Source organism: Yoonia vestfoldensis, assembly GCF_002158905.1.
Classification (GTDB): domain Bacteria; phylum Pseudomonadota; class Alphaproteobacteria; order Rhodobacterales; family Rhodobacteraceae; genus Yoonia; species Yoonia vestfoldensis_B.
The window spans coordinates 1307058-1327652 of the sequence record NZ_CP021431.1; the positions used below are offsets into that span (position 1 = coordinate 1307058).

A 20595-nucleotide genomic window follows, 5' to 3' on the forward strand; every position below is an offset into this window, starting at 1 on the left:
GGTCGGGGTGGTAAACCCGTAGGTCGGGGTTCACCCCGACCCTACCGCACCACATCCACCCCCCACAGCCAGACCGCCAGCGGCACCGGCGCTGTGGCCAGCGCGATCACCAGCAGCATGGCCGGTGTCGTGAAGACCCGGCTCAGCCCCGCGACCAGCATGATCCCGCCGCCACCCCCGATGGCGATATTGCCGGGCGTATTCAGCGCGATGGCGATGGTCGCATAGCGGTATTGCACCACCAAGGGCACCAGCCAGCCGGGCAGTTTGGCTTGCATCGCCAACAGCCTCTGGTCGCGGGGAACATCATCCACACGTTCCAGCCATGCAGCGATCCGGCGCAGGCGCAGGTCGTGCAATAGCCCGATCAGCCAGGGCAGCGACACGATCTGCCCGACCACAAAGGCCAGCGCCAGCCCGGTGACGGTCGCCCCATAGACCATGGGCGCGGCCGTGGCCCCCTGGATCAGCAGCAGCGCCACGCCGATTTCGACCCCCGGCACGAAAGGGATCGCCAAAAGCAGCGCATAAAGGATCAGCATGGCGATCATCAGCCCTGTCATCGCCCGGGTAGAGGCCGCATTTTCCAGCAGCATGATCTGCGCTTTCAGCCACTCGATCCCGTAAAGAACCGCCGCCACGCCGCCCAAAACCAGCGCGAACCGCACCCCAAGCCAAAGCAGCCTCTGGCCGGTGCCGCGCATGCTATCTTTGTCGTGATCTGTCATGCCGCAACATGCGCGGGCGGCTTTGCGGCTTCAAGCGGTGATTTGACCTTTCGGCTCTGGCCTATCCATGCGATAGGGACGCGCCAACAGCCCCCAAACCGGAGACAGGTTGATGGAGATTCGTGAAGCCCTGACATTTGATGACGTGTTGCTGGTCCCGGCCGCATCAAACGTGCTGCCCTCGACGGCGGATACACGCACCCGCGTGACGCAGTCCATCGCCATGAACATCCCCTTGTTGTCCAGCGCCATGGACACTGTGACAGAGGCGCGCATGGCCATCGCCATGGCCCAGGCCGGTGGCATCGGCGTTGTCCACAAGAACCTTGGCATCGCCCAGCAGGCCGATGAAATCCGCCGCGTCAAACGCTTTGTGTCGGGCACGGTCTATAATCCGATCACATTGCGCCCCGATCAGACGCTGGCCGATGCCAAGGATCTGATGGACCGCTACAGGGTCACCGGTTTCCCTGTGGTCGGCCCCGATGGCCGCGTGATCGGCATTGTCACCAACCGCGACATGCGCTTTGCCCAGGATGACAAGACCCCCGTCAGCGTGATGATGACCACCGAGAACCTGGCGATCCTGCACGAGCCCGCCGATCTGGACGAGGCCCGGTCCCTGATGCAGGCGCGCCGCATCGAAAAGCTGCTGATCACCGATCATGCGGGCAAGCTGACCGGTCTTTTGACGCTCAAAGACAGCGAACAGGCCGTGCTGAACCCGATGGCCTGCAAGGATCAGCTGGGCCGTTTGCGGGTCGCGGCGGCCTCTGGCGTCGGTGATGCGGGGTTTGAACGCAGCCAGGCGCTGATTGATGCGGGTGTGGACATGATCGTGATTGACACGGCACATGGCCATTCCGAAGGGGTCGCGCGGGCTGTCGAACGGGTCAAGGCGCTGTCCAACGAGGTCCAGATCGTCGCAGGCAATATCGCCACGGCCGAGGCTACCCGCGCCCTGATCGGCGTCGGTGCCGATGCGGTCAAGGTCGGCATCGGGCCGGGGTCGATCTGCACCACGCGCATGGTCGCGGGTGTCGGCGTGCCGCAGCTGACCGCGATCATGGATTGCGCGCAGGCCGCAGGCGATGTGCCGGTCATTGCCGATGGCGGCATCAAGTTTTCGGGCGATTTCGCCAAGGCGATTGCGGCCGGCGCGTCTTGTGCCATGGTCGGGTCAATGATCGCGGGCACCGACGAAAGCCCGGGCGAGGTGATCCTTTATCAAGGCCGGTCCTTCAAGGCCTATCGCGGCATGGGCAGCCTTGGCGCGATGGCCAGCGGCTCTGCCGACCGCTATTTCCAGAAAGAGGCCGCCAGCGACAAGCTGGTCCCCGAAGGCATCGAAGGCCAAGTGCCTTACAAAGGCTCTGCCCATGCGGTCGTGCATCAGCTGGTGGGCGGTTTGCGCGCCGCGATGGGCTATACCGGCTGCGCCACGGTCGAGGAGATGCGCAAGAATTGCCGTTTCGTCAAGATCACCGGCGCAGGGCTGAAGGAAAGCCACGTCCATGACGTGCAGATCACCCGCGAAAGCCCGAATTACCGGGTCGGCTGATGACCCCCGGCGCGCGGGTCGCGGCCGCCATCGCGGTGCTGGACCAGATCAGGGACGGGGCCTTTGCCGAACAGGCGCTGACGGCGTGGGCGCGCGCCAGCCGCTTTGCCGGTGCCAAGGACCGCGCCGCCCTGCGCGATCATGTCTTTGATGTGCTGCGCTGTCGGCGGTCGCTGGGCGATGGCGACGGGCGGGCGCTGATGCTGCGGCTTTTGCAGCGTGACGGCATTGATCTTTCGCAGGTTTTCACGGGTCTGGGCCATGCCCCCGCGCCGCCAAGCGCGGCCGAGGCTGCCGCGCTCGCCGCGCCGCTGGATGTGTCGGATGCGGCGGCCTGCGATCTGCCCGATTGGCTCTGGCCGGTCTGGCAGGACAGTCTTGGCCCTGCCGCCATAAAGGCCGCCACGGCCCAACAGGCCCGGGCCGAGGTTTTCTTGCGCGTCAACCGGCGCAAGACCGATGTTGCCGGGGTGATCGCGGCCTTGGCCGATGACGGGATCGCCGTTGAACCGCATGACAGCGTGGATCTATGCTTGGTGGTGCGGGACAATCCGCGCCGGATCAAGCTTTCTGCGGCCTATCTTGATGGGCGCGTGGAATTGCAGGATGCGGCCTCGCAGCGGGCGGTGCAGATGGTGCCGGTCGCGCCGGGCGCGCGGGTGCTGGATTATTGCGCAGGCGGTGGTGGCAAGGCGCTGGCCTTTGCAGACCGGCATGATGCGGCGGTCTTTGCGCATGATATTGCCGCAGCGCGGATGGCCGATCTGCCGGACAGGGCAGCGCGCGCCGGCGTGGCGATTACGCGGCTGTCACCCGATCAGCTGGACCGGCACGCGCCTTATGATGTGGTTTTCTGTGACGCGCCTTGCAGCGGCAGCGGCACATGGCGGCGCAGCCCCGATGCGAAATGGCGGCTGACGCGCGACAGGCTGGATGCGCTGCACGCGGTGCAGGATGAGGTGATCGCGCGCAGCGCGGCGCTGGTCGGCCCGCAGGGCCTGCTGGCCTATGCGACCTGTTCGGTGCTGCAAGATGAAAATGACGCCGTGGTGGCGCGCTTTGTGCAGGCCCATCCGGGCTGGGTGGTCACGCTGCGCGACCAGCGGCTGCCGGGGCCGGATGGCGACGGTTTTTTCCTGACGCTGCTGGGCAGAAAGACTAGGATTTAGCGCTGCGGCGACATATCCTAAATTAATGAATGATTAACATGTTTTCACTAGCCTGTACGCATACTGCCGAGGGAGGTGACCTTTGCCAGCACATCCAAAGATTGCAAGGCCCGCCTTATCGGCCGCCGCCGGTCTGGCATCTGTTCCATGGATCTGCGTTGCAGCGGCGCTTGTCCTGATTGCCGCACAGGTGACCGATAATGCCAATGCGCGGATCGGCATGATCAGCGCGGGGGCTTTGTTATTGGTGCTGGCGGGCGTGCTGGCGGGACGCGCGGGGTTTGGCCATTGGCGCAGCCAGCAGCTGGAGGCGACGACGATCCGGCTGATGCAGGATGATCTGGACAGCGCCTTTCTGACCGATGCATTGGGGCAGGTGCGCTATGCCAACAAGGCCGCGACCATGCGCTTTGGCGATTGCAGCGGGCGGCGGCTGGCCGATCTGTTCGGCAGCTTTCTGGCCAATCCGCATCCTTTCCTGCAACGGCTGTCGCATGGCGCCCATCTGATCGGCGCCAGCAAAGAAGATGTGATCACCCGGCGCGGTCATTTCCGGCTCAGCGTTGTGGTGATCGGCCCGGCGCTGCGCCTGTGGCGGATGGATGATCTGGGCGATCAGGCCATCGCCGCCGCGCGCCAGCATGACAACCTGCCGCTGCCGATGATGACGCTGGGGCCGAATAATGCCGTTTTGCATGTCAATGTGGCGCTGCGTGGCTTGCTGGGGCGCAGGGTCGGCTGCATCGACGATCTGTTTGACGATCTGCCGCTGGCATCGGGGCAGCGCCATATGCTCAAGACCGCGCAGGGGCCGCAGCCGGTGATCGTCGCCGTCGCCGAAGGCTGGGGCGGCGCGCGCGATGTCTATCTGCTGGCCGATCAACGCGGTGACGGGCCGCGGTTTTTCACCGCAGGCTGGCATGCGATCGAGGATCTGCCGATCCCCTTGCTGAAAATCGCGCCCTCGGGCGAAATTCTGGGCACCAACCGCGAATCGCGGCAATTGCTGCGGATCACCAATACCGATGGTCTGAAACTGACCGATCTGCTGGATGGTCTGGGGCGTCCGATCAATGATTGGCTGCGCGAAGCCTTTGAGGGGCGCAGCGGCCGCAGCCCGCAATTCCTGCAAGGACGCGGCCAAAGCCAGGACACTTTTGTGCAGGTCACGCTGAATGCGGCGGGGGGCACAGCCGATCAGCATCTGATCGCGGTGCTTGACGATGTGACAGAGCTGAAATCGCTCGAGGCGCAATTCGTCCAAAGCCAGAAGATGCAGGCAATCGGGCAGCTGGCGGGTGGCGTCGCACATGATTTCAACAATCTTTTGACAGCGATTTCAGGGCATTGCGACCTGTTATTGTTGCGCCATGACGAAGGGGATCAGAATTACAGCGACCTGATCCAGATCCACCAGAACGCCAATCGCGCGGCCAGCCTTGTCGGCCAGCTGCTGGCGTTTTCGCGCAAACAGACGCTCCAGCCAGAGGTGATCGACCTGCGCGAAACCCTGTCCGAACTGGCCCATCTGCTGAACCGCCTGGTCGGCGAAAAGGTGACGCTGACGCTGGATCATGACCCCGCGCTGCTGCCGATCAAGGCGGATAAACGGCAATTGGAACAGGTCTTGATGAACCTTGTGGTCAATGCGCGCGATGCGATGCAGGGGGCGGGCGATATCCGCGTGACCACCCAGAACCTGCGGCTGCGCCAACCCATGGTCAAAGACCGGGCCGTGGTGCCTGCGGGGCAATATGTGCAGGTCAAGGTGATCGACCATGGCCATGGCATCGGTCCAGAAAAGCTGCATAAAATCTTTGAACCTTTCTACACCACCAAACGCCCCGGCGAAGGCACGGGGCTGGGCCTGTCCACCGCTTACGGGATCGTCAAACAGACCGGCGGCTATATTTTCGCTGATAGCGAAGTTGGCAAAGGCACCGAATTTTCCCTGTTATTCCCGCATCATGACCGGCCAGAACGGCCCGCAGCCCTGGTCGAACCGATGCGCCGTGAACCGGTCGACCGCCCCGCCACCGGTGTCGTGCTGCTGGTCGAGGATGAAGCCCCGGTGCGCGCCTTTGCCTCGCGCGCCTTGCGGCTGCGCGGCTATAGCGTGCTAGAGGCGGATTGCGCCGAAATGGCGCTGTCCATGCTGGAAGATCCCGCGCTGCATGTCGATCTTTTCGTCACCGATGTGATCATGCCCGGCATGGATGGGCCGACGTGGGTGCGCCAGGCGCGCCAGGCCCGCCCCGATACCAAGGTCGTGTTCATTTCGGGCTATGCCGAGGATGCCTTTAGCGACGGGCAACCGCAGGTCAGCAATGCGATCTTTCTGCCCAAGCCGTTTTCGCTGAACACATTGACGCAGACCGTGCAGGACCAATTGGCCGAATCCTTGCCTGCGGCCTAGCGGGCTGCGTCCGGTGCCGCGCCGCTGCCAATCGCGACCAGATGCACCGCCGATCCGGTCAGCGCGGCGTAATCATCCTCGACCACATGCACGGCGAAATTGCCCATGAAACCGGCGAAACGCCCCTTGTCGCGGAACGCCTCGGCAAAGCCGAAACGCGCCAGATGCGGCGCAAAGGCCCGTGCCACGCCGCCCACCAGATAGACCCCGCCAAAGGGCAGCTGGATCAGCGACAGATTTCCGCAGACCGTGCCCAGGATGCGGGTGAACAGCTCTGCCGCGGCGCGCGCGCGCGGATCGCTGTCATCGGCACAGGCGGCCATGATATCCTGCGCCGTCGCCTCGCGCGGGTCGCCTGCCTCGTTGCCCAGAAAGGCATAGACCCGTTCCAGCCCGCGCCCTGACAAGACATCCTCGACCGCCGGAAAGCCATGCGCGGTGGACACGAATTGGCACAGGCGCAATTCCATCTCGTTGCGGATCGGCAGATTGGCATGGCCGCTTTCGGACGGGGTGACGATCCGGCCGGTGGGCAGCTCGAACACCGGGGCTGCGTTGAACCCGGTGCCGATGCCGATCACCAGCTTGGCGGCCTGCGCGCCGGTATCGGGGTCGGTATCGGGGCCGGGCAGGATCGTGCGGATATTGGCCGGCTCCAGATGCCCCAGCGCATGGCCCTGCGCCTGTAGATCGTTCAGGATCGCCACCGTTTCGGCCTTGGTCGCGCGGGCCAGCGTGGTCTTGTCGATGGTCCAGTCCAGATTGGTCATCGTCGCGCGCCCGTCGCGCACCGGGCCTGCCACGGCCACGCAGGCCGCAACGGGATCGACGCCGCCTTCATCCGCGATATAGCGGCGCAGCACCGATTCCAGCCCCGGAAAATCCGCATTGGCATAGCGCCGGATCGTGGTTGTGATGATCCGGTGCCCGTCGGCCAAGGCGACACGCGTATTGGTGCCACCGATATCGGCGACAAGGGCATAGCTGTTTGCGGGGTGGGACATGGGGCTTCCTAGCGCGCGATGGCGGATTTGAACGCGTGATAGGACGCTTTCGGCGTCCGCTTCAAGGTGTCGAAATCGACATGGACCATCCCGAACCGCTTTTCATAGCCAAAGGCCCATTCGTAATTATCCAGCAGCGACCAATAAAAGAACCCCTGCACATTGGCCCCCGCCGCAATGGCGCGCGCGGTGGCGGTGACATGGTCGGACACGAATTGCACGCGTGCGGGGTCATCGACAGCGCCGTTTTCCAGATGATCATCCCAGGCCATGCCATTTTCGGTAACGAAAAGCGGCAGATCGCCGACATAATCATCCGCCAGCCGCGTCAGGAAGGATTGCAGCCCATCGGGGTAGATTTCCCAGCCCATCTGGGTTTTCGCGCCCGGCCCTTCATGCGATGCCAGATGCGGCCAAGGCTGGGCGGTATCGGTCGTGACCTGATGGCGCGTGTAATAATTGACGCCCAGAAAATCGATGCTTTGGCTGATCTCGGCCATATCATCGCGCCAGCCTGCGGGCATATGGGGGGCGAAACCGTCCAAGGCTTCGGCGGGATAGCTGCCTTGGGTGACGGCCTCGACAAACCAGCGGTTCATGATCGCATCCCATCTTGCCACGGCCTGTGCCGCCCCGGCACTGTCATCCAGCGGCGCGGTATGGTCGAAATTCAGCACGATGCCGCAATTTTGCATGCCCTTGGCGCGCAGCCGCGTCATCGCCATTCCATGCGCAAGGTTGATATGATGCATCGCGCGCGCCGTGGCGCGGATATCGCGCAGGCCGGGCGCATGATGGCCCAGGAAATGCGACAGATAGGCGATGCACCACGGCTCGTTGATCGTGGCGATGGCATGGACGCGGTCCCCGATCCGGTCGGTGATCACATCGGTGAAATTGGCAAAGGCGGCACAGGTGTCGCGGTTGGTCCAGCCGCCCTGATCGGCCAGCGCCGAGGGCAATTCCCAATGATAGAGCGTCTGGAACGGCTTCAGCCCGCGTTCCAGCATCGCATCAACCAGCCGGTCGTAGAAATCAAGCCCCTCGGGGTTCACCGTCCGCCCGTCCGGCATGACCCGCGCCCAGGATGTCGAAAAGCGGTAGGCATCCATGCCCGCATCGCGCAACAGGTCCAGATCTTCGGCAAAGCGGTGGTAATGGTCGCAGGCCAGCGCGCCGTTTTCGGCCCGCACCACATTGCCGGGCGTGGCGGCGAATGTGTCCCAATGGGTCGGGCCTGCGCCGCCGAATTGATGCCCTTCGATCTGATAGGCGGCCGTGGCGGCCCCGAACAGGAAACTGTCGGGAAAATCGCTGCGTTTGAAATGCATGTCAGTCCTTTCTGGGGGCGGGTCCGGTCGAGCGGCCCACCATCAATTCCGCTTCGAGAAGCACATTCTGATGCGCCAGATCAGGGTCAGCGATCCCCCCCAGCAGCATTTCCGCCAACCGCGCCCCCGCAGCCCGCACCGACGACCGTGTCGCGGTGAAAATCGGGATATCATCGCCGTTCTTGAGATAGGACAGATCATCGTCATGGGTGATGATCGAGACATCGCGCCCCATGACCAGACCTGATTCTTCGACCGCGCGCCGCGCCCCCAAAGCCGAGATCAGCGAGGCACAGAGCAGCGCTGTGGGCGGATCATCCAAGGCCAGCATGGCGCGGGTGGATTGATAGCCAAAGACTTCGGTCATCTCGCTGGAATGCATGATCGCGGGATCAACAGGCACGCCGCGTTCCAGCAGCGCGATCGTATAGCCGTCGCGCCGCCGATGGGCGAAATCCATGAATTCCATCCCATTGATCAACCCGATCCGCCGGTGCCCCAGATCCAGCAGGAAATCCGTGGCCCGCTGGAACGCATGGCGGTTGTTCACATCCAGCCAGGCATAGGGCAGGGTGGCCCCCGACGACCGGCCATGCACCACGAAAGGCAGGCCGATTTCATGCAGCAGCTTGATCCGGCTGTCATCCAGCCTTGGCCCATGCACGACCACCCCGTCCACCGCGCGGCGCGCCTTCAGCCCGCGGTAGACCTGTTCTTCCTGCGCGTCATCGGCGGTGCACAGGATCATCTCATAGCCGTGGCTGGCATAGGTTTCCCCCGCACCGGCGATGAAATCGCCAAAGATCGGGTTGACCATCTCGTGTTTGCTGGAAATCGGGATGACATGGCCGATGGCCAGCGCCTTGCCGGTCGCCAGCCCTTTGGCGCGGGTGCTGGGGCGATAATGATATTGCGCCGCCGCCCGTTCGACACGCAGCCGCGTCGCCTCGTTCACCTCGGGATAGCCGTTCAGCGCGCGGCTGACGGTGGTCTGGCTAAGCCCCAGCCTTTGCGAGAGTTGCTTGAGGTTCATCTGGTCCCGGTCTTCCAAAGCGCTTTCAAATTGGCGGATCAAACTGTGCAAGTCAATTTGATCTTTCACTGCTCATAATCGTTTGAGTAAACCTGCATCTGCCTAAATCCAAGGCATTTTTTCAGAAATGACTGCGTCATTGACAAATTGCAAACCTTGAATGACTGTGGCGATATCCAAAGCGCTTTGGGGTTGCGATTCCTTGGCGTGGTAAGATGGGAAGACCGGCACTTTGAAGACCGGCACTCTAGTGTCACGAAACGCACATGCCATGTCGGCATGATTGGGAGGAATATCAATGAAATTCAAACTGTATGCCAGCGTGGCAGCGGTTGCTTTGGGCAGCGCTGCACAGGCCGAACAGATCACCGTGTTCGGTCCTTGGCTTGGCCCGGATCAGGCCAATGTCGAACAGGTGCTGGCCGCCTTCGCCGCCGCGACCGGCCATGACGTGCGCTATACCGGGTCTGACAGCTTTGAGCAGCAGATCATGATCGACGCCGAGGCAGGCTCTGCCCCGAATGTCGCCGTCTTCCCGCAGCCCGGCCTTGCCGCCGATATGGCGCGCCGTGGCTTTCTGACGCCGCTGCCCGATGGCACCGGTGATTGGCTGCTGGACAATTACGCCGCCGGTCAGTCCTGGGTCGATCTGGGCACCTATACCGGCCCCGAGGGCAACCCCGATCTTTACGGCTTTTTCTACAAGGTCGATGTGAAATCGTTGGTCTGGTACAGCCCCGAGAATTTCGAGGATGCGGGCTATGACGTGCCGCAGAGCATGGAAGAGCTGATCGCGCTCTCCGAACAGATCGTCGCCGATGGCGGCACGCCTTGGTGCATCGGTCTGGGGTCGGGTGGGGCCACCGGTTGGCCTGCGACCGATTGGGTCGAGGATATGATGCTGCGCACCCAGCCGCCCGAAGTCTATGACGCCTGGGTCAGCAACGAGCTGCCCTTTGACGCGCCCGAAGTCGTGAATGCGATCGAACAATTCGGCCTATTCGCGCGCAATGATGCCTTTGTCGCCGGTGGTGCCGGTGCGGTGGCCACGACCGATTTCCGCGACAGCCCCAAGGGTCTGTTTGACAGCCCGCCGCAATGCTACATGCATCGTCAGGCGTCATTCATCCCCGCTTTCTTCCCCGAAGGGACCGAAGTGGGCGCAGATGCCGATTTCTTCTACTTCCCCGCCTACGAATCCGAGGATCTGGGCTCGCCCGTTCTGGGGGCCGGCACGCTGTGGGCGATCACCAACCCAAGCGATGCCGCCAATGATCTGATCGAATTCCTCAAGACACCCGAGGCGCATGAGATCTGGATGGGGCTGGGCGGTTTCCTGACACCGCATACCGGCGTGGATAATGCCGCTTTCGGTGATCCGACGCTGGCAAATATGAATGACATTCTGTTGGGCGCGACCACCTTCCGCTTTGACGCATCCGATCTGATGCCGGGCGCTGTGGGGGCGGGGTCGTTCTGGACCGGCATGGTCGATTATGCCGGCGGTGCCGATGCCGCCGAGGTCGCCGCACGGATCCAGGCCTCTTGGGATGCGATCCAGTAATCGCTTGCAGGATTGACAATCGGGTGACCCGGCCGGTCTGGTCGGGTCATCCGCCGCTTGCGCAGCCCAAGGAGAGAGACTGATGAATCCTGCATTACAGGGTCTTGTGACGATCATCATCGGTGTCGGTGGCTGCGTCGCGTATTTTTACTTTTCCAACCAGTTTCTGGACAAGGTGCTGCTGCCCGCAAAAGGGGCCAATGCAGGCCGCAATATCAACCGTGCCAACCTGATCCGGCCCTGGTTGTTCCTGTTTCCCGCGATTTTCGCGCTGGGGCTGTATCTGGCCTATCCGGTCGTCGCGACCCTGTGGTATTCGCTGACCGACCGCAATCAGGGCGGCGCTTTCGTCGGGCTTGCCAATTACCAGCGCATGATGGCCGAACCCAAATTCTGGGAAGCCTTGCGCAATAATATGCTCTGGCTGATCATCGTGCCTGCCGCATCGACCGCATTCGGTCTGCTGGCAGCCCAATTGACCGACCGGATCAAATGGGGGGCCATCGCCAAATCGCTGATCTTCATGCCGATGGCGATTTCCTTTGTGGGTGCCTCGGTGATTTTCAAGCTGATCTATGACACCCGCCCCGTGGATCAAAGCCAGATCGGCGCGCTGAACGCGCTATGGCTGCAATTTGATGGCGGGATAGGGTCTTTCCTGATCTTGCGGCTTTTGCCCGGTGCGCTGATGATCTCGGCGGCGGCATTGGCGCTGTTTCTGGCCTATACCAATGCGCAGGCGATCCGCGAAAAAGGGGCCAGCGCCGGGTCGGTGCTGCGGGTCGTGCTGATCGCGGTCATGGCCTATGTGATCTATGCCGCGCTGTCGCTGGCTTATGGTGCCTTTACCAATGTCCACCCCTACGGCGTGCCGCAGACCTGGCTGACCATTCCGGGGTGGAATTCATTCCTTTTGATGGTGGTGCTGATCTGGATCCAGACCGGGTTTGCCATGGTGATCCTGTCCGCCGCCCTGCGCGGCATCCCCGAGGAAACCATCGAGGCCGCCATCGTCGACGGCGCAAACCCGTTTCAGGTGTTTTTCAAAATCAAGATGCCGCAGATCGCGGGCACGATCGTCGTGGTCTGGACCACGATCACGCTGGTCGTGCTCAAGGTCTTCGACATCGTCTTTGCCATGACCAACGGGCAATGGGAAACGCAGGTTTTGGCCAATTACATGTTCGACAAGCTGTTCCGCGCATCCGATTGGGGGGTGGGGTCAGCCAGCGCAATGGTGATCATGCTGCTGGTCAGCCCGATCCTGATCTGGAACGTCTATAACGCCCGCAAGGAGATGCGCTGATGGAAAATATCGCGGGTCGCACCTCGGCGCTGAACTGGGTTGTGCAGATATCGGTCGTGCTTTTGGTGGCTTTGTGGCTGTTTCCGACAATCGGGCTGCTGGTATCCTCGTTCCGCACGTCGGACCAGATATCAGGGTCCGGCTGGTGGGGGGCGCTGACGGCCAGTGAACAGAACCTGACGCTGCGCACGGCCAACCCCGGCGATGACGGCGCGCAGATGCTGGTGAACGGCGTCTATACCGTGCAAGGTCAGCTTTTCGGGGATGGGTCCGAGGCGGAAATCAGCGCTTGGGGCACGTCCTCGCTGCGGATCAGCGAATTCGCACCCGGTGACACCGCGGAACTCTCGGACGGAGAGACCCTCACTGTGCAGGCCGATGGCGCCTATGTCTGGACCAGCCCGCAGGAACTGACCGGCCGCGGGCAGCGCATTTTCGTGACCGCCACGACGCCGCCCGAATTTACCTTGCAGAATTACGAACGCGTCCTGTTCAGCGGTGACAGCACCGATGGCATGACGCGGGCGTTTTTCAACACGCTGACGGTGACGATCCCGGCGACGATCATTCCCATCGTGATCGCGGCCTTTGCCGCCTATGCGCTGGCCTGGATGGATTTTCCGGGCCGTGCGCTGCTGATCGCGGCCGTGGTCGGCTTGCTGGTCGTGCCGCTGCAATTGGCGCTGATCCCGCTGTTGCGGCTGCATTTGGAAATCGGGATCGGCAAAGGCTATCTGGGCACTTGGCTGGCGCATACCGGGTTCGGGCTGCCGCTGGCGATCTATCTCTTACGCAATTACATGGTCGGCCTGCCGCGTGACATCATCGAGAATGCCAAGGTCGATGGCGCGACGGATTTCCAGATTTTCACGAAAATCATCCTGCCGCTGTCGTTTCCGGCTTTGGCCAGTTTTGCAATCTTCCAGTTTTTATGGACATGGAATGACCTGCTGGTGGCCAAGGTGTTCTTGATCGACGCCACCGGGGAAACCACCGTGATGACCAACCAGATCGTTGAATTGCTGGGCACGCGCGGTGGCAATTGGGAAATTCTGGCGACGGCGGCTTTCGTGTCGATCGCGGTGCCGCTGGCGGTGTTTTTCGCCATGCAACGCTATCTGGTGCGCGGCCTTCTGGCCGGGTCAGTGAAATAAAATTTGAGGCTATGACGATCCGGCGTCACCGGGTCGTCACGAAACAGGACAAGACATTATGACGGCATTGGCCACAAACACCGAGATGGCGGTGAACAAGGATTGGTGGCGCGGGGCGGTGATCTATCAGATCTATCCGCGCAGTTACCAAGACAGCAATGGCGACGGCATCGGCGACCTTTTGGGGATCGTGCAGCGGCTGCCCTATATCGCCTCGCTGGGGGTGGATGCGATCTGGATATCGCCTTTCTTCACCTCGCCGATGAAGGATTTCGGCTATGACGTCAGCGATTATTGTGACGTCGATCCGATGTTCGGCAGCCTCGCCGATTTCGATGCGGTGGTGGAAACCGCGCATAGGCTTGGGATCCGCGTGATGATCGATCTGGTGCTCAGCCATACCAGCGACCAGCATCCCTGGTTCACCGAAAGCCGCGCCGACCGGAGCAATGACAAATCCGATTGGTATGTCTGGGCCGATCCCAAGCCCGATGGCACGCCCCCCAACAATTGGCTGTCGATCTTCGGCGGCTCTGCCTGGCATTGGGATGCGCGGCGCGAACAATATTACCTGCATAACTTTCTGGTCTCGCAGCCCGATCTGAACTTTCACAGCCCCGCGGTGCAGGATGCGCTGTTGGATGTGGCGCAGTTCTGGCTGAACCGTGGCTGTGACGGGTTCCGGCTGGATACGATCAATTTCTACATGCATGACGCGGAATTGCGCGACAACCCGCCCCTGCCCAAGGAAAAGCGCAACGCCAATATCGCGCCCTCGGTGAACCCTTATAATCATCAGGACCATATCCACGACAAGAACCACCCCGATAACGTCAAATTCCTGGCGCGGCTGCGCGCGTTGATGGAACCTTATGGCGCCGCCGCCGTGGGCGAGGTGGGCGATGCCCAACGCGGGCTGGAAATCATGGGCCAATATACCGCCGGCAATGATCTGATGCAGATGTGCTATGCCTTTGAATTTCTGGCCAAGGACAAACCGACCGCCGCGCGCATCGTCGATGTGATGCGCCAGGTCGATGAGGTCGCGGGCGATGGCTGGGCCTGCTGGGCCTTTTCCAACCATGATGTCGTGCGCCATGCCACGCGCTGGGAATTGCCCCCCGGCGGGCAGCGCATGTTCGTCACGCTGCTGATGGCTTTGCGCGGCTCGGCCTGTATCTATCAGGGCGAGGAACTGGGCCTGCACGAAGCCGATGTCGCCTTTGAGGATCTGCAAGACCCTTATGGCGTCGAATTCTGGCCCGAATTCAAAGGCCGCGACGGCTGTCGCACGCCGATGGTCTGGGACCGCGACAACCACCATGGCGGGTTCAGCAATGTGCGGCCCTGGCTGCCGGTGCCATCCGAGCATCTGGGCCTTTCTGTCGCCGCGCAAGAGGATGAACCCGGCGCGCTGTTGCATCATTACCGCCGCGCCATCGCCTTTCGGCACAGCCATCCCGCGCTGAGCGTGGGATCGCATGACAAGATGCAGGCGCAGGACGACGTGATCTATTTCACCCGCACTGCGGGCGATCAGACCATCCTTTGCGCGTTCAATGTCAGCGAGACTCCGTCCGATTTCGACCCGCCCGCCGGGGATTGGATACCGATCGGGGCCGAATTGGGCAGCGCGCATATCTCGGCAGACGGCAAATTGCATTTTGGCCCGTGGCAGGTCTGCTTCGCGCTCAAAAGGTAAGGCAACCAAGGGGAGTTCCGACATGGCTGAACTGAAACTGACCGAGGTCGCCAAGACCTATGGCGGGACCGTCGATGTTCTCAAAAACATCAACCTCGATATCAAGACGGGCGAATTGATCGTCTTTGTCGGCCCCTCGGGCTGCGGAAAATCGACCTTGCTGCGCATGATCGCGGGGCTGGAAAAGATCACGGGGGGCGAATTGCAAATCGACGGACGCGTGGTGAACGATGTCCCCCCCGCGCAGCGCGGCATTGCGATGGTGTTTCAATCCTATGCGCTTTATCCGCATATGACAGTGCGCGAAAACATGTCCTTCGCGCTGAAGCTGGCCAAGAAATCCAAGGCCGAGATTGACGCCGCCGTGACCCGCGCGGCCAAGATCCTGCAGCTGGAGGATTATCTTGACCGCCTGCCCAAGGCGCTGTCGGGCGGGCAGCGCCAGCGCGTCGCCATCGGGCGGTCCATCGTGCGCGATCCCAAGGTCTATCTGTTTGATGAACCGCTCTCGAACCTGGACGCCGCTTTGCGCGTCGCCACCCGGATCGAGATTGCCCAGCTCAAGGAATCCATGCCCGACAGCACGATGATCTATGTCACCCATGACCAGGTCGAGGCGATGACATTGGCCACCCGTATCGTGGTGCTGGCCAATAAGGGGATCGCCCAGGTCGGCACGCCGCTGGAACTTTATGAACGGCCCGAAAACGAATTCGTGGCGCAATTCATCGGCAGCCCGGCGATGAACCTGCTCGCCGGTGAAATCGTCGGCACCGGGTCTGTGACCACGGTCAAGCTGCATGGCGGCGGCATGGTGAAATCCGCTGCCCCGACGCAGGACAGCGACATGGGCCTGCAAGTCAATGTCGGCATCCGCCCCGAGGATATGATCGAAACGACAGGCGACGATTACGCCTTTGAAGGCAAGGTCAATATCACCGAGGCCTTGGGCGAGGTGACGCTGCTTTATTTCGACAAGGTCGGCGAGAATGCTGCCGTGATCGGCAAATTGCCCGGTATCCATGCCGATCTGCGCGGCAAATCGGTGCGCATGGCCGCCAGCCCCGACAAAGTGCAGGTCTTCGCCAACGGCCAATCGCTCTATTATCGCTAAATGCTTGCCAGAACCGCGCCGATGTGATGGCATCGGCGCGAAATCTGGAAAAGGCGCGCGATGCAAACCCCCGAAAACAAGTTGAAAACCGCCCTTGCCGCGGGGCAGGTGCAATATGGCATCTGGCTGTCCACCGGATCGGCGCAGCTGGCGGAAATGGCCGGGCTTGCAGGCTTTGACTGGTGCCTGATCGACGCCGAACATGGCCCGAACGCGCCCACCGGGCTGATCGCGCAATTGCAGGCGCTGGCCGCGACCGGGGCCTCGGCCATTGTGCGCATCGCCAGCGCCGAGGTCTGGATGGTCAAACAGGTGCTCGACCAAGGCTGCCAGACCGTGCTGGTGCCGATGGTCGATGATGCGGCGACAGCGGCGCTGATGGCGCGCGCCATGCGCTATCCGTCCGAGGGTATCCGCGGCATGGGGGCATCATCGGCGCGCGCCTCTGGCTATGGCAGCATCCCCGATTACGCGCGCACCGCCAATGCGCAGGTCTGCCTGCTGGTGCAGGCCGAAAGCCGCGCCGCCCTGAATGATATCGACGCCATCGCCGCCACCCCCGGCGTTGACGGAGTCTTCGTCGGCCCCGCCGATCTGTCCGCCGATATGGGCTATCCGGGCCAGCCCGACCACCCAGAGGTTCTGGCCGCCATCGACCATATCATCGCGCGCACGCTGGCCGCGGGCAAGATCGCGGGCATCATCACTTTCGATGAAACCCGCACATCCGATTATATCGACAAAGGCGTGACCTTCATGGGCGTCAGCAGCGATGTCACGCTACTGAACAAAGCCCTGCGCGGTCTCGTAGGACGGCTCAAGCCCCCATCTTCAGAGTAAAAATATCCCCGCCGGAGGCATAAAAGTCACTTGCGCCGCCGCCCGGTCCGGGCCCGGCCTTCGCCGTCTTTCACCGGTGCGCGGTTGAATTTGATCCATTCCGCGCCCGAAGGGTCCTGATCCATCAGGAAATTCGCGGCACGGATCGCCTCCATCTCCTTGCCCGCGCGGGGCAGGGTGGACCCCAGGCCGAACAGGGTCACGAAGGTTTCATCATCCATATCCTCGGGCAGGAAAATCCCCGCCGCCAGCACTTCGGCACGTTTCTCGGCGATTTTCAGCGGGCCGATGGGCAGGGCGACGGGGTTCATGATCGCCGATGTCATGCCGGCGGTCATCGCCATCGGCAAAAAGGCATTGTTGATCCCGTGCCGGTTGGGCAGGCCAAAGCTGATGTTCGAGGCACCACAGGTAGTGTTGACGCCCAATTCCTCGCGTAGGCGGCGCACCAGCGTAAAGACCTGCAATCCGGCACTGCCCATGGCGCCGACCGGCATCACCAGCGGATCAACCACGATATCATGCGCGGGAATGCCGTAATCGGCGGCGCGTTCGACGATCTTTTTGGCCACGGCAAAGCGGACGTCGGGATCTTCGGAAATGCCGCTGTCGTCGTTGGAAATCGCCACGACAGGCACATTGTATTTCTTGACCAGCGGCAGGACGAGTTCCATCCGCTCTTCCTCGCCGGTGACGGAATTGAGCAGCGGGCGGCCTTCGGCAGCGGCCAGCCCGTTTTCCAAAGCGCCCGGCACGGATGAATCGATGCAGAGCGGCACATCAACCACCGCCTGCACGCGGCGGATCAGCTCGGTCATCAGGGGCGGTTCGACGAAATTATTGTCGGCATAGCGCGGGTCTTCGGCCATCTTGTTGGAAAAGACAGCGCCCGAATTGATATCCAGCACCGTGGCACCGGCGGCGACCTGGGCGATGGCATCGGCCTCGACGCGGGAAAAATCGCCGCGTTCCAGTTCCTCGGCCAGGATCTTGCGGCCCGTGGGGTTGATCCTTTCGCCAATCACGCAGAACGGCTGGTCAAAGCCGATGATGGCGGTCTTGGTCTTGGATTCGACGATAGTGCGGGTCATGAAAGGTCCTTAGCGTTGCGAAGCGGGCAGGGCAGAGGCCCCGCCATTGTCGATGGCCCATTGCGCATTGGTCTTGATCCCGCCCAGCGGGAAGAAATGCACATGGGTGATGTTGAAATCGGGATTGGCGGCTTTATGCGCGGCCAGCTGTGCCACGACCTCGGTCGGCTCATAGGGCAGCAGCAGCTTGGTGACATCCATCGCCCGCTTTTGCAGCACTTTGAGAGAGGGGCCGACGCCGCAGGCGATGGCGAATTTGATCAGCGTCTGCAATTTCGCAGGCCCCGCAATGCCGATATGGACCGGGATCGTGATGCCCGCGTCGCGCAACGCATCGGCCCAGGCGATGATCGGCCCCGCCTCAAAGGCGAATTGCGTGGCCAGCGCCATCTGCGCATCGCTGGTTTCGCTGAACTTTTGTTTCCAGCGCAATGCGGCCATGACATTGGTATCACTGCCGTCATGGTCGATGTCGCGGTTGCCCTCGGGATGGCCTGCGACATGCAGCCGTTTGAAATCACCGAATAATCCGCTTTCCATCAGCTGCATCGAACTTTCGAAATCACCATGCGGCTGCGCCACGCCACCGGCCAGCAACAGCGCCTGATCGACACCCGCCTCGCCCTGATAACGCGCGATCCAATCCGCCAGCGTGGCGCGATCCTTGATGATGCGTGCGGGGAAATGCGGCATGACCTTATAGCCATCCATGGCCAGCCTGCGGGCGGTGGCGACCATATCGGCAATGGGCGTGCCCTCGATATGGGCGATATAGACGCGGGTGCCTTGTGGCAGCAGGTCGCGGAAATTCTCGACCTTCTCGGCGGTGCGGGGCATTACCTCGATGGAATAATCGCGCAGCAAGGCTTCGATGGCGGGATTGACCGCAGAGGCCTGCGGCTCTTTGGTTTTGAAAAACGGCAAGAGCGACATCATTGTCTCCTTCAGGCTGCGGCGGGGATCAGGCCCAACCGTCATTTGCAATCAACGCTTTGATCCGGTCCTGATCGTAATCGGCAACGATCCGGGCGACGGCGGCTTCGGCGGCTTGTGTATCGGTGCCATCCGCGACATAGGGCTCTGCCTTGCGGAACCCCGCCATGTAATCATCCGATTCCGCAGCCCCCGATTTCATCGCGGCGCGGTCGATGGCCTGTTCGAACCTTTCGGGCAAGGGCAGCTTGGTGCCGCGCCGTCCGCGCCCGACGATGACCTGCGCGGGCATGTCGCGCCAATAGACGATGGTGACGTCAGGCATATGATTCCCCCTTGACCGTTGCAGCGGTTCTAGCATCGCAACGCGACGCGCAACGTCGGTTTTCGACATCACGCGCGCGGTCCGCGACGGGCGCTGCGGTCCTGCGATATTTTCGCACAAGCCGCGCGGCGCTGGTGGTTGGGCTTGTCTTGTGACCATGGGCAGCATAGGTTTGGGGTAACTCGAAATGGAGGGCGTAAAAGATGACGCCCAAGCGTCCCAAAGGTGCGGGCGCGTTCCCCAAAGCGGTCGATAGCCCCGCGCCAAAACAAGCCGATCCGGCCACGCTTTATGCGGCGCTGGACCTTGGCACGAATTCCTGCCGGATGCTGATTGCCCAGCCGAAGGGCAGCCAGTTCCATGTCGTGGACAGTTTTTCCAAATCTGTCCAGCTGGGCCAAGGCCTTGAAAGCACGGGGCGATTGTCGCGTGCCTCGATGAACCGCACGATTTCGGCGATGCGTATCTGCCGCGAGAAATTGCACCGCCACGGGGTCAAGCGGATGCGTCTGGTCGCGACCGAGGCATGCCGCCGCGCGCTGAACGGTCCGCATTTCATCGCGCAGGTGCGCCGCGAGACCGGGCTGAACCTCGAAATCATCCGCCCCGAAGAAGAGGCGCGTCTGGCGGTCATTTCCTGCGCGCCGCTGGTCAGCGTGACCACCGAACAATTGCTGGTCGTGGATATTGGCGGCGGATCGACCGAATTGGTCTGGATCGACCTGAGCAATGTGCCCAAGCGTGAACGCCCCCGCGCCATCATGCGCCTGCATGCGGGGTTCAAATCCGACCCCGGCCCCTTTGCCGCCGCCAAGGTGGTGGATTGGATTTCCGTGCCGCTGGGCGTGGCGACGTTGCGCGACCAATTCGGCGATGTCGAGGATGATGCCGCGCGCTTTGCCTTGATGAGCTGGTTTTTCGAGGAAAACCTGGAGGCTTTCGCGCCATCCGCCGCCGCGCAGGCGCGTGAAGGGTTCCAGATCATCGGCACCAGCGGCACGGTGACCACGGTGGCGGCCAGCTATCTGGGGCTGAAACGCTATGACCGCACCAAGGTTGACGGGCTGCGCATGACATCCGACCAGATCGATGCGGTGATCCGCGATTACCTGACGCTGGGCCCGGACGGACGCCGCGCCGATCCGCGGATCGGGCGCGACCGGCAGGCGCTGATCATGTCGGGGGCCGCGATTTTGCAGACTTTGATGCGGTTGTGGCCGACCGACCGGCTGTCGGTGGCGGACCGGGGTTTGCGTGAAGGCCTGCTTTATGCCCAGATGTCCGCCGATGGGGTCTTGGAAGACGCCCCGTTTTAAGGATAAAG

General features: G+C 62.2%; 18 protein-coding genes. 10 read left to right on the top strand and 8 right to left on the bottom strand.

Going from position 1 to position 20595, the window contains the following annotated elements; genetic code table 11:
* Positions 1 to 41: 41 nt before the first annotated feature.
* Positions 42 to 728 carry a hypothetical protein gene (locus LOKVESSMR4R_RS06385; RefSeq protein WP_087206809.1) on the bottom strand — a complete coding sequence of 229 codons (687 nt, stop codon included), beginning with the start codon at positions 726 to 728 and terminating at the stop codon, positions 42 to 44.
* Positions 729 to 840: 112 nt separating this feature from the next.
* Between LOKVESSMR4R_RS06385 and guaB the strand changes: the two genes are divergently transcribed.
* The 3 genes from guaB to LOKVESSMR4R_RS06400 all read left to right on the top strand — a co-directional run bounded on the left by guaB (position 841) and on the right by LOKVESSMR4R_RS06400 (position 5874).
* A complete protein-coding gene (gene guaB, locus LOKVESSMR4R_RS06390; protein ID WP_087212720.1) occupies positions 841 to 2289 on the top strand; it encodes an IMP dehydrogenase in 1449 nt (482 codons plus the stop codon).
* Positions 2289 to 3458: an RsmB/NOP family class I SAM-dependent RNA methyltransferase gene (locus LOKVESSMR4R_RS06395; RefSeq protein WP_087206810.1), complete on the top strand. Its 1170-nt coding sequence runs from the start codon at positions 2289 to 2291 to the stop codon at positions 3456 to 3458. The genes guaB and LOKVESSMR4R_RS06395 overlap by 1 nt, the downstream gene beginning before the upstream one ends.
* Positions 3459 to 3540: 82 nt before the next feature.
* Positions 3541 to 5874, top strand: a complete 2334-nt coding sequence (locus LOKVESSMR4R_RS06400) for an ATP-binding protein (RefSeq protein ID WP_087206811.1) — start codon at positions 3541 to 3543, stop codon at positions 5872 to 5874.
* On the opposite strand, the gene LOKVESSMR4R_RS06405 is transcribed toward LOKVESSMR4R_RS06400, so the two are convergent.
* The 4 genes from LOKVESSMR4R_RS06405 to LOKVESSMR4R_RS20105 all read right to left on the bottom strand — a co-directional run bounded on the left by LOKVESSMR4R_RS06405 (position 5871) and on the right by LOKVESSMR4R_RS20105 (position 9551).
* The gene (locus tag LOKVESSMR4R_RS06405; RefSeq protein ID WP_087206812.1) at positions 5871 to 6878 is read right to left on the bottom strand and encodes a glucokinase; all 1008 of its coding nucleotides are present in this window, start codon (positions 6876 to 6878) and stop codon (positions 5871 to 5873) included. The two genes, LOKVESSMR4R_RS06400 and LOKVESSMR4R_RS06405, sit on opposite strands and share 4 nt — an antisense overlap.
* 8 nt (positions 6879 to 6886) lie before the next feature.
* Positions 6887 to 8209 (bottom strand): GH1 family beta-glucosidase, encoded by a 1323-nt coding sequence (locus LOKVESSMR4R_RS06410; protein ID WP_087206813.1) that lies wholly within the window; start codon positions 8207 to 8209, stop codon positions 6887 to 6889.
* 1 nt (position 8210) lies between these two features.
* Positions 8211 to 9242, bottom strand: a complete 1032-nt coding sequence (locus LOKVESSMR4R_RS06415; RefSeq protein WP_087212723.1) for a substrate-binding domain-containing protein — start codon at positions 9240 to 9242, stop codon at positions 8211 to 8213.
* A 102-nt stretch (positions 9243 to 9344) separates the two neighbouring features.
* Positions 9345 to 9551, bottom strand: a complete 207-nt coding sequence (locus LOKVESSMR4R_RS20105) for a hypothetical protein (RefSeq protein WP_157898149.1) — start codon at positions 9549 to 9551, stop codon at positions 9345 to 9347.
* Here LOKVESSMR4R_RS20105 and LOKVESSMR4R_RS06420 point away from each other — a divergent pair.
* From LOKVESSMR4R_RS06420 to LOKVESSMR4R_RS06445, 6 genes are all read left to right on the top strand, one after another.
* Positions 9541 to 10806, top strand: coding sequence for an ABC transporter substrate-binding protein (locus LOKVESSMR4R_RS06420; RefSeq protein WP_087206814.1), 1266 nt, complete (start codon positions 9541 to 9543; stop codon positions 10804 to 10806). The genes LOKVESSMR4R_RS20105 and LOKVESSMR4R_RS06420 overlap by 11 nt on opposite strands.
* Positions 10807 to 10888: 82 nt before the next feature.
* Positions 10889 to 12112: a carbohydrate ABC transporter permease gene (locus tag LOKVESSMR4R_RS06425; protein ID WP_087206815.1), complete on the top strand. Its 1224-nt coding sequence runs from the start codon at positions 10889 to 10891 to the stop codon at positions 12110 to 12112.
* Complete coding sequence (locus LOKVESSMR4R_RS06430; RefSeq protein WP_087206816.1) at positions 12112 to 13266, top strand: carbohydrate ABC transporter permease; 1155 nt, start codon at positions 12112 to 12114, stop codon at positions 13264 to 13266. Before LOKVESSMR4R_RS06425 ends, LOKVESSMR4R_RS06430 begins: the two co-directional genes overlap by 1 nt.
* An 85-nt stretch (positions 13267 to 13351) precedes the next feature.
* Entirely contained in the window at positions 13352 to 14968 is a 1617-nt protein-coding gene (locus LOKVESSMR4R_RS06435; protein WP_087206817.1) for an alpha-glucosidase, read from the top strand.
* A 22-nt stretch (positions 14969 to 14990) separates the two neighbouring features.
* A complete protein-coding gene (locus tag LOKVESSMR4R_RS06440; protein ID WP_087206818.1) occupies positions 14991 to 16082 on the top strand; it encodes an ABC transporter ATP-binding protein in 1092 nt (363 codons plus the stop codon).
* 60 nt (positions 16083 to 16142) lie between these two features.
* Complete coding sequence (locus LOKVESSMR4R_RS06445; RefSeq protein WP_087206819.1) at positions 16143 to 16922, top strand: HpcH/HpaI aldolase family protein; 780 nt, start codon at positions 16143 to 16145, stop codon at positions 16920 to 16922.
* Positions 16923 to 16948: 26 nt separating this feature from the next.
* Here the strand turns inward: LOKVESSMR4R_RS06445 and LOKVESSMR4R_RS06450 are convergent, their stop codons facing one another.
* The 3 genes from LOKVESSMR4R_RS06450 to LOKVESSMR4R_RS06460 are packed head-to-tail and all read right to left on the bottom strand — an operon-like array spanning position 16949 to position 19271.
* Positions 16949 to 18013, bottom strand: a complete 1065-nt coding sequence (locus tag LOKVESSMR4R_RS06450; protein WP_087206820.1) for a methyltetrahydrofolate cobalamin methyltransferase — start codon at positions 18011 to 18013, stop codon at positions 16949 to 16951.
* 9 nt (positions 18014 to 18022) lie between these two features.
* A complete protein-coding gene (locus LOKVESSMR4R_RS06455; protein WP_087212729.1) occupies positions 18023 to 18946 on the bottom strand; it encodes a 5,10-methylenetetrahydrofolate reductase in 924 nt (307 codons plus the stop codon).
* Between the two features lie 28 nt (positions 18947 to 18974).
* Positions 18975 to 19271, bottom strand: a complete 297-nt coding sequence (locus tag LOKVESSMR4R_RS06460; RefSeq protein WP_087212726.1) for a virulence factor — start codon at positions 19269 to 19271, stop codon at positions 18975 to 18977.
* A 203-nt stretch (positions 19272 to 19474) separates the two neighbouring features.
* Between LOKVESSMR4R_RS06460 and LOKVESSMR4R_RS06465 the strand changes: the two genes are divergently transcribed.
* Positions 19475 to 20587: a Ppx/GppA phosphatase family protein gene (locus LOKVESSMR4R_RS06465; protein ID WP_087206821.1), complete on the top strand. Its 1113-nt coding sequence runs from the start codon at positions 19475 to 19477 to the stop codon at positions 20585 to 20587.
* Positions 20588 to 20595: the final 8 nt, after the last annotated feature.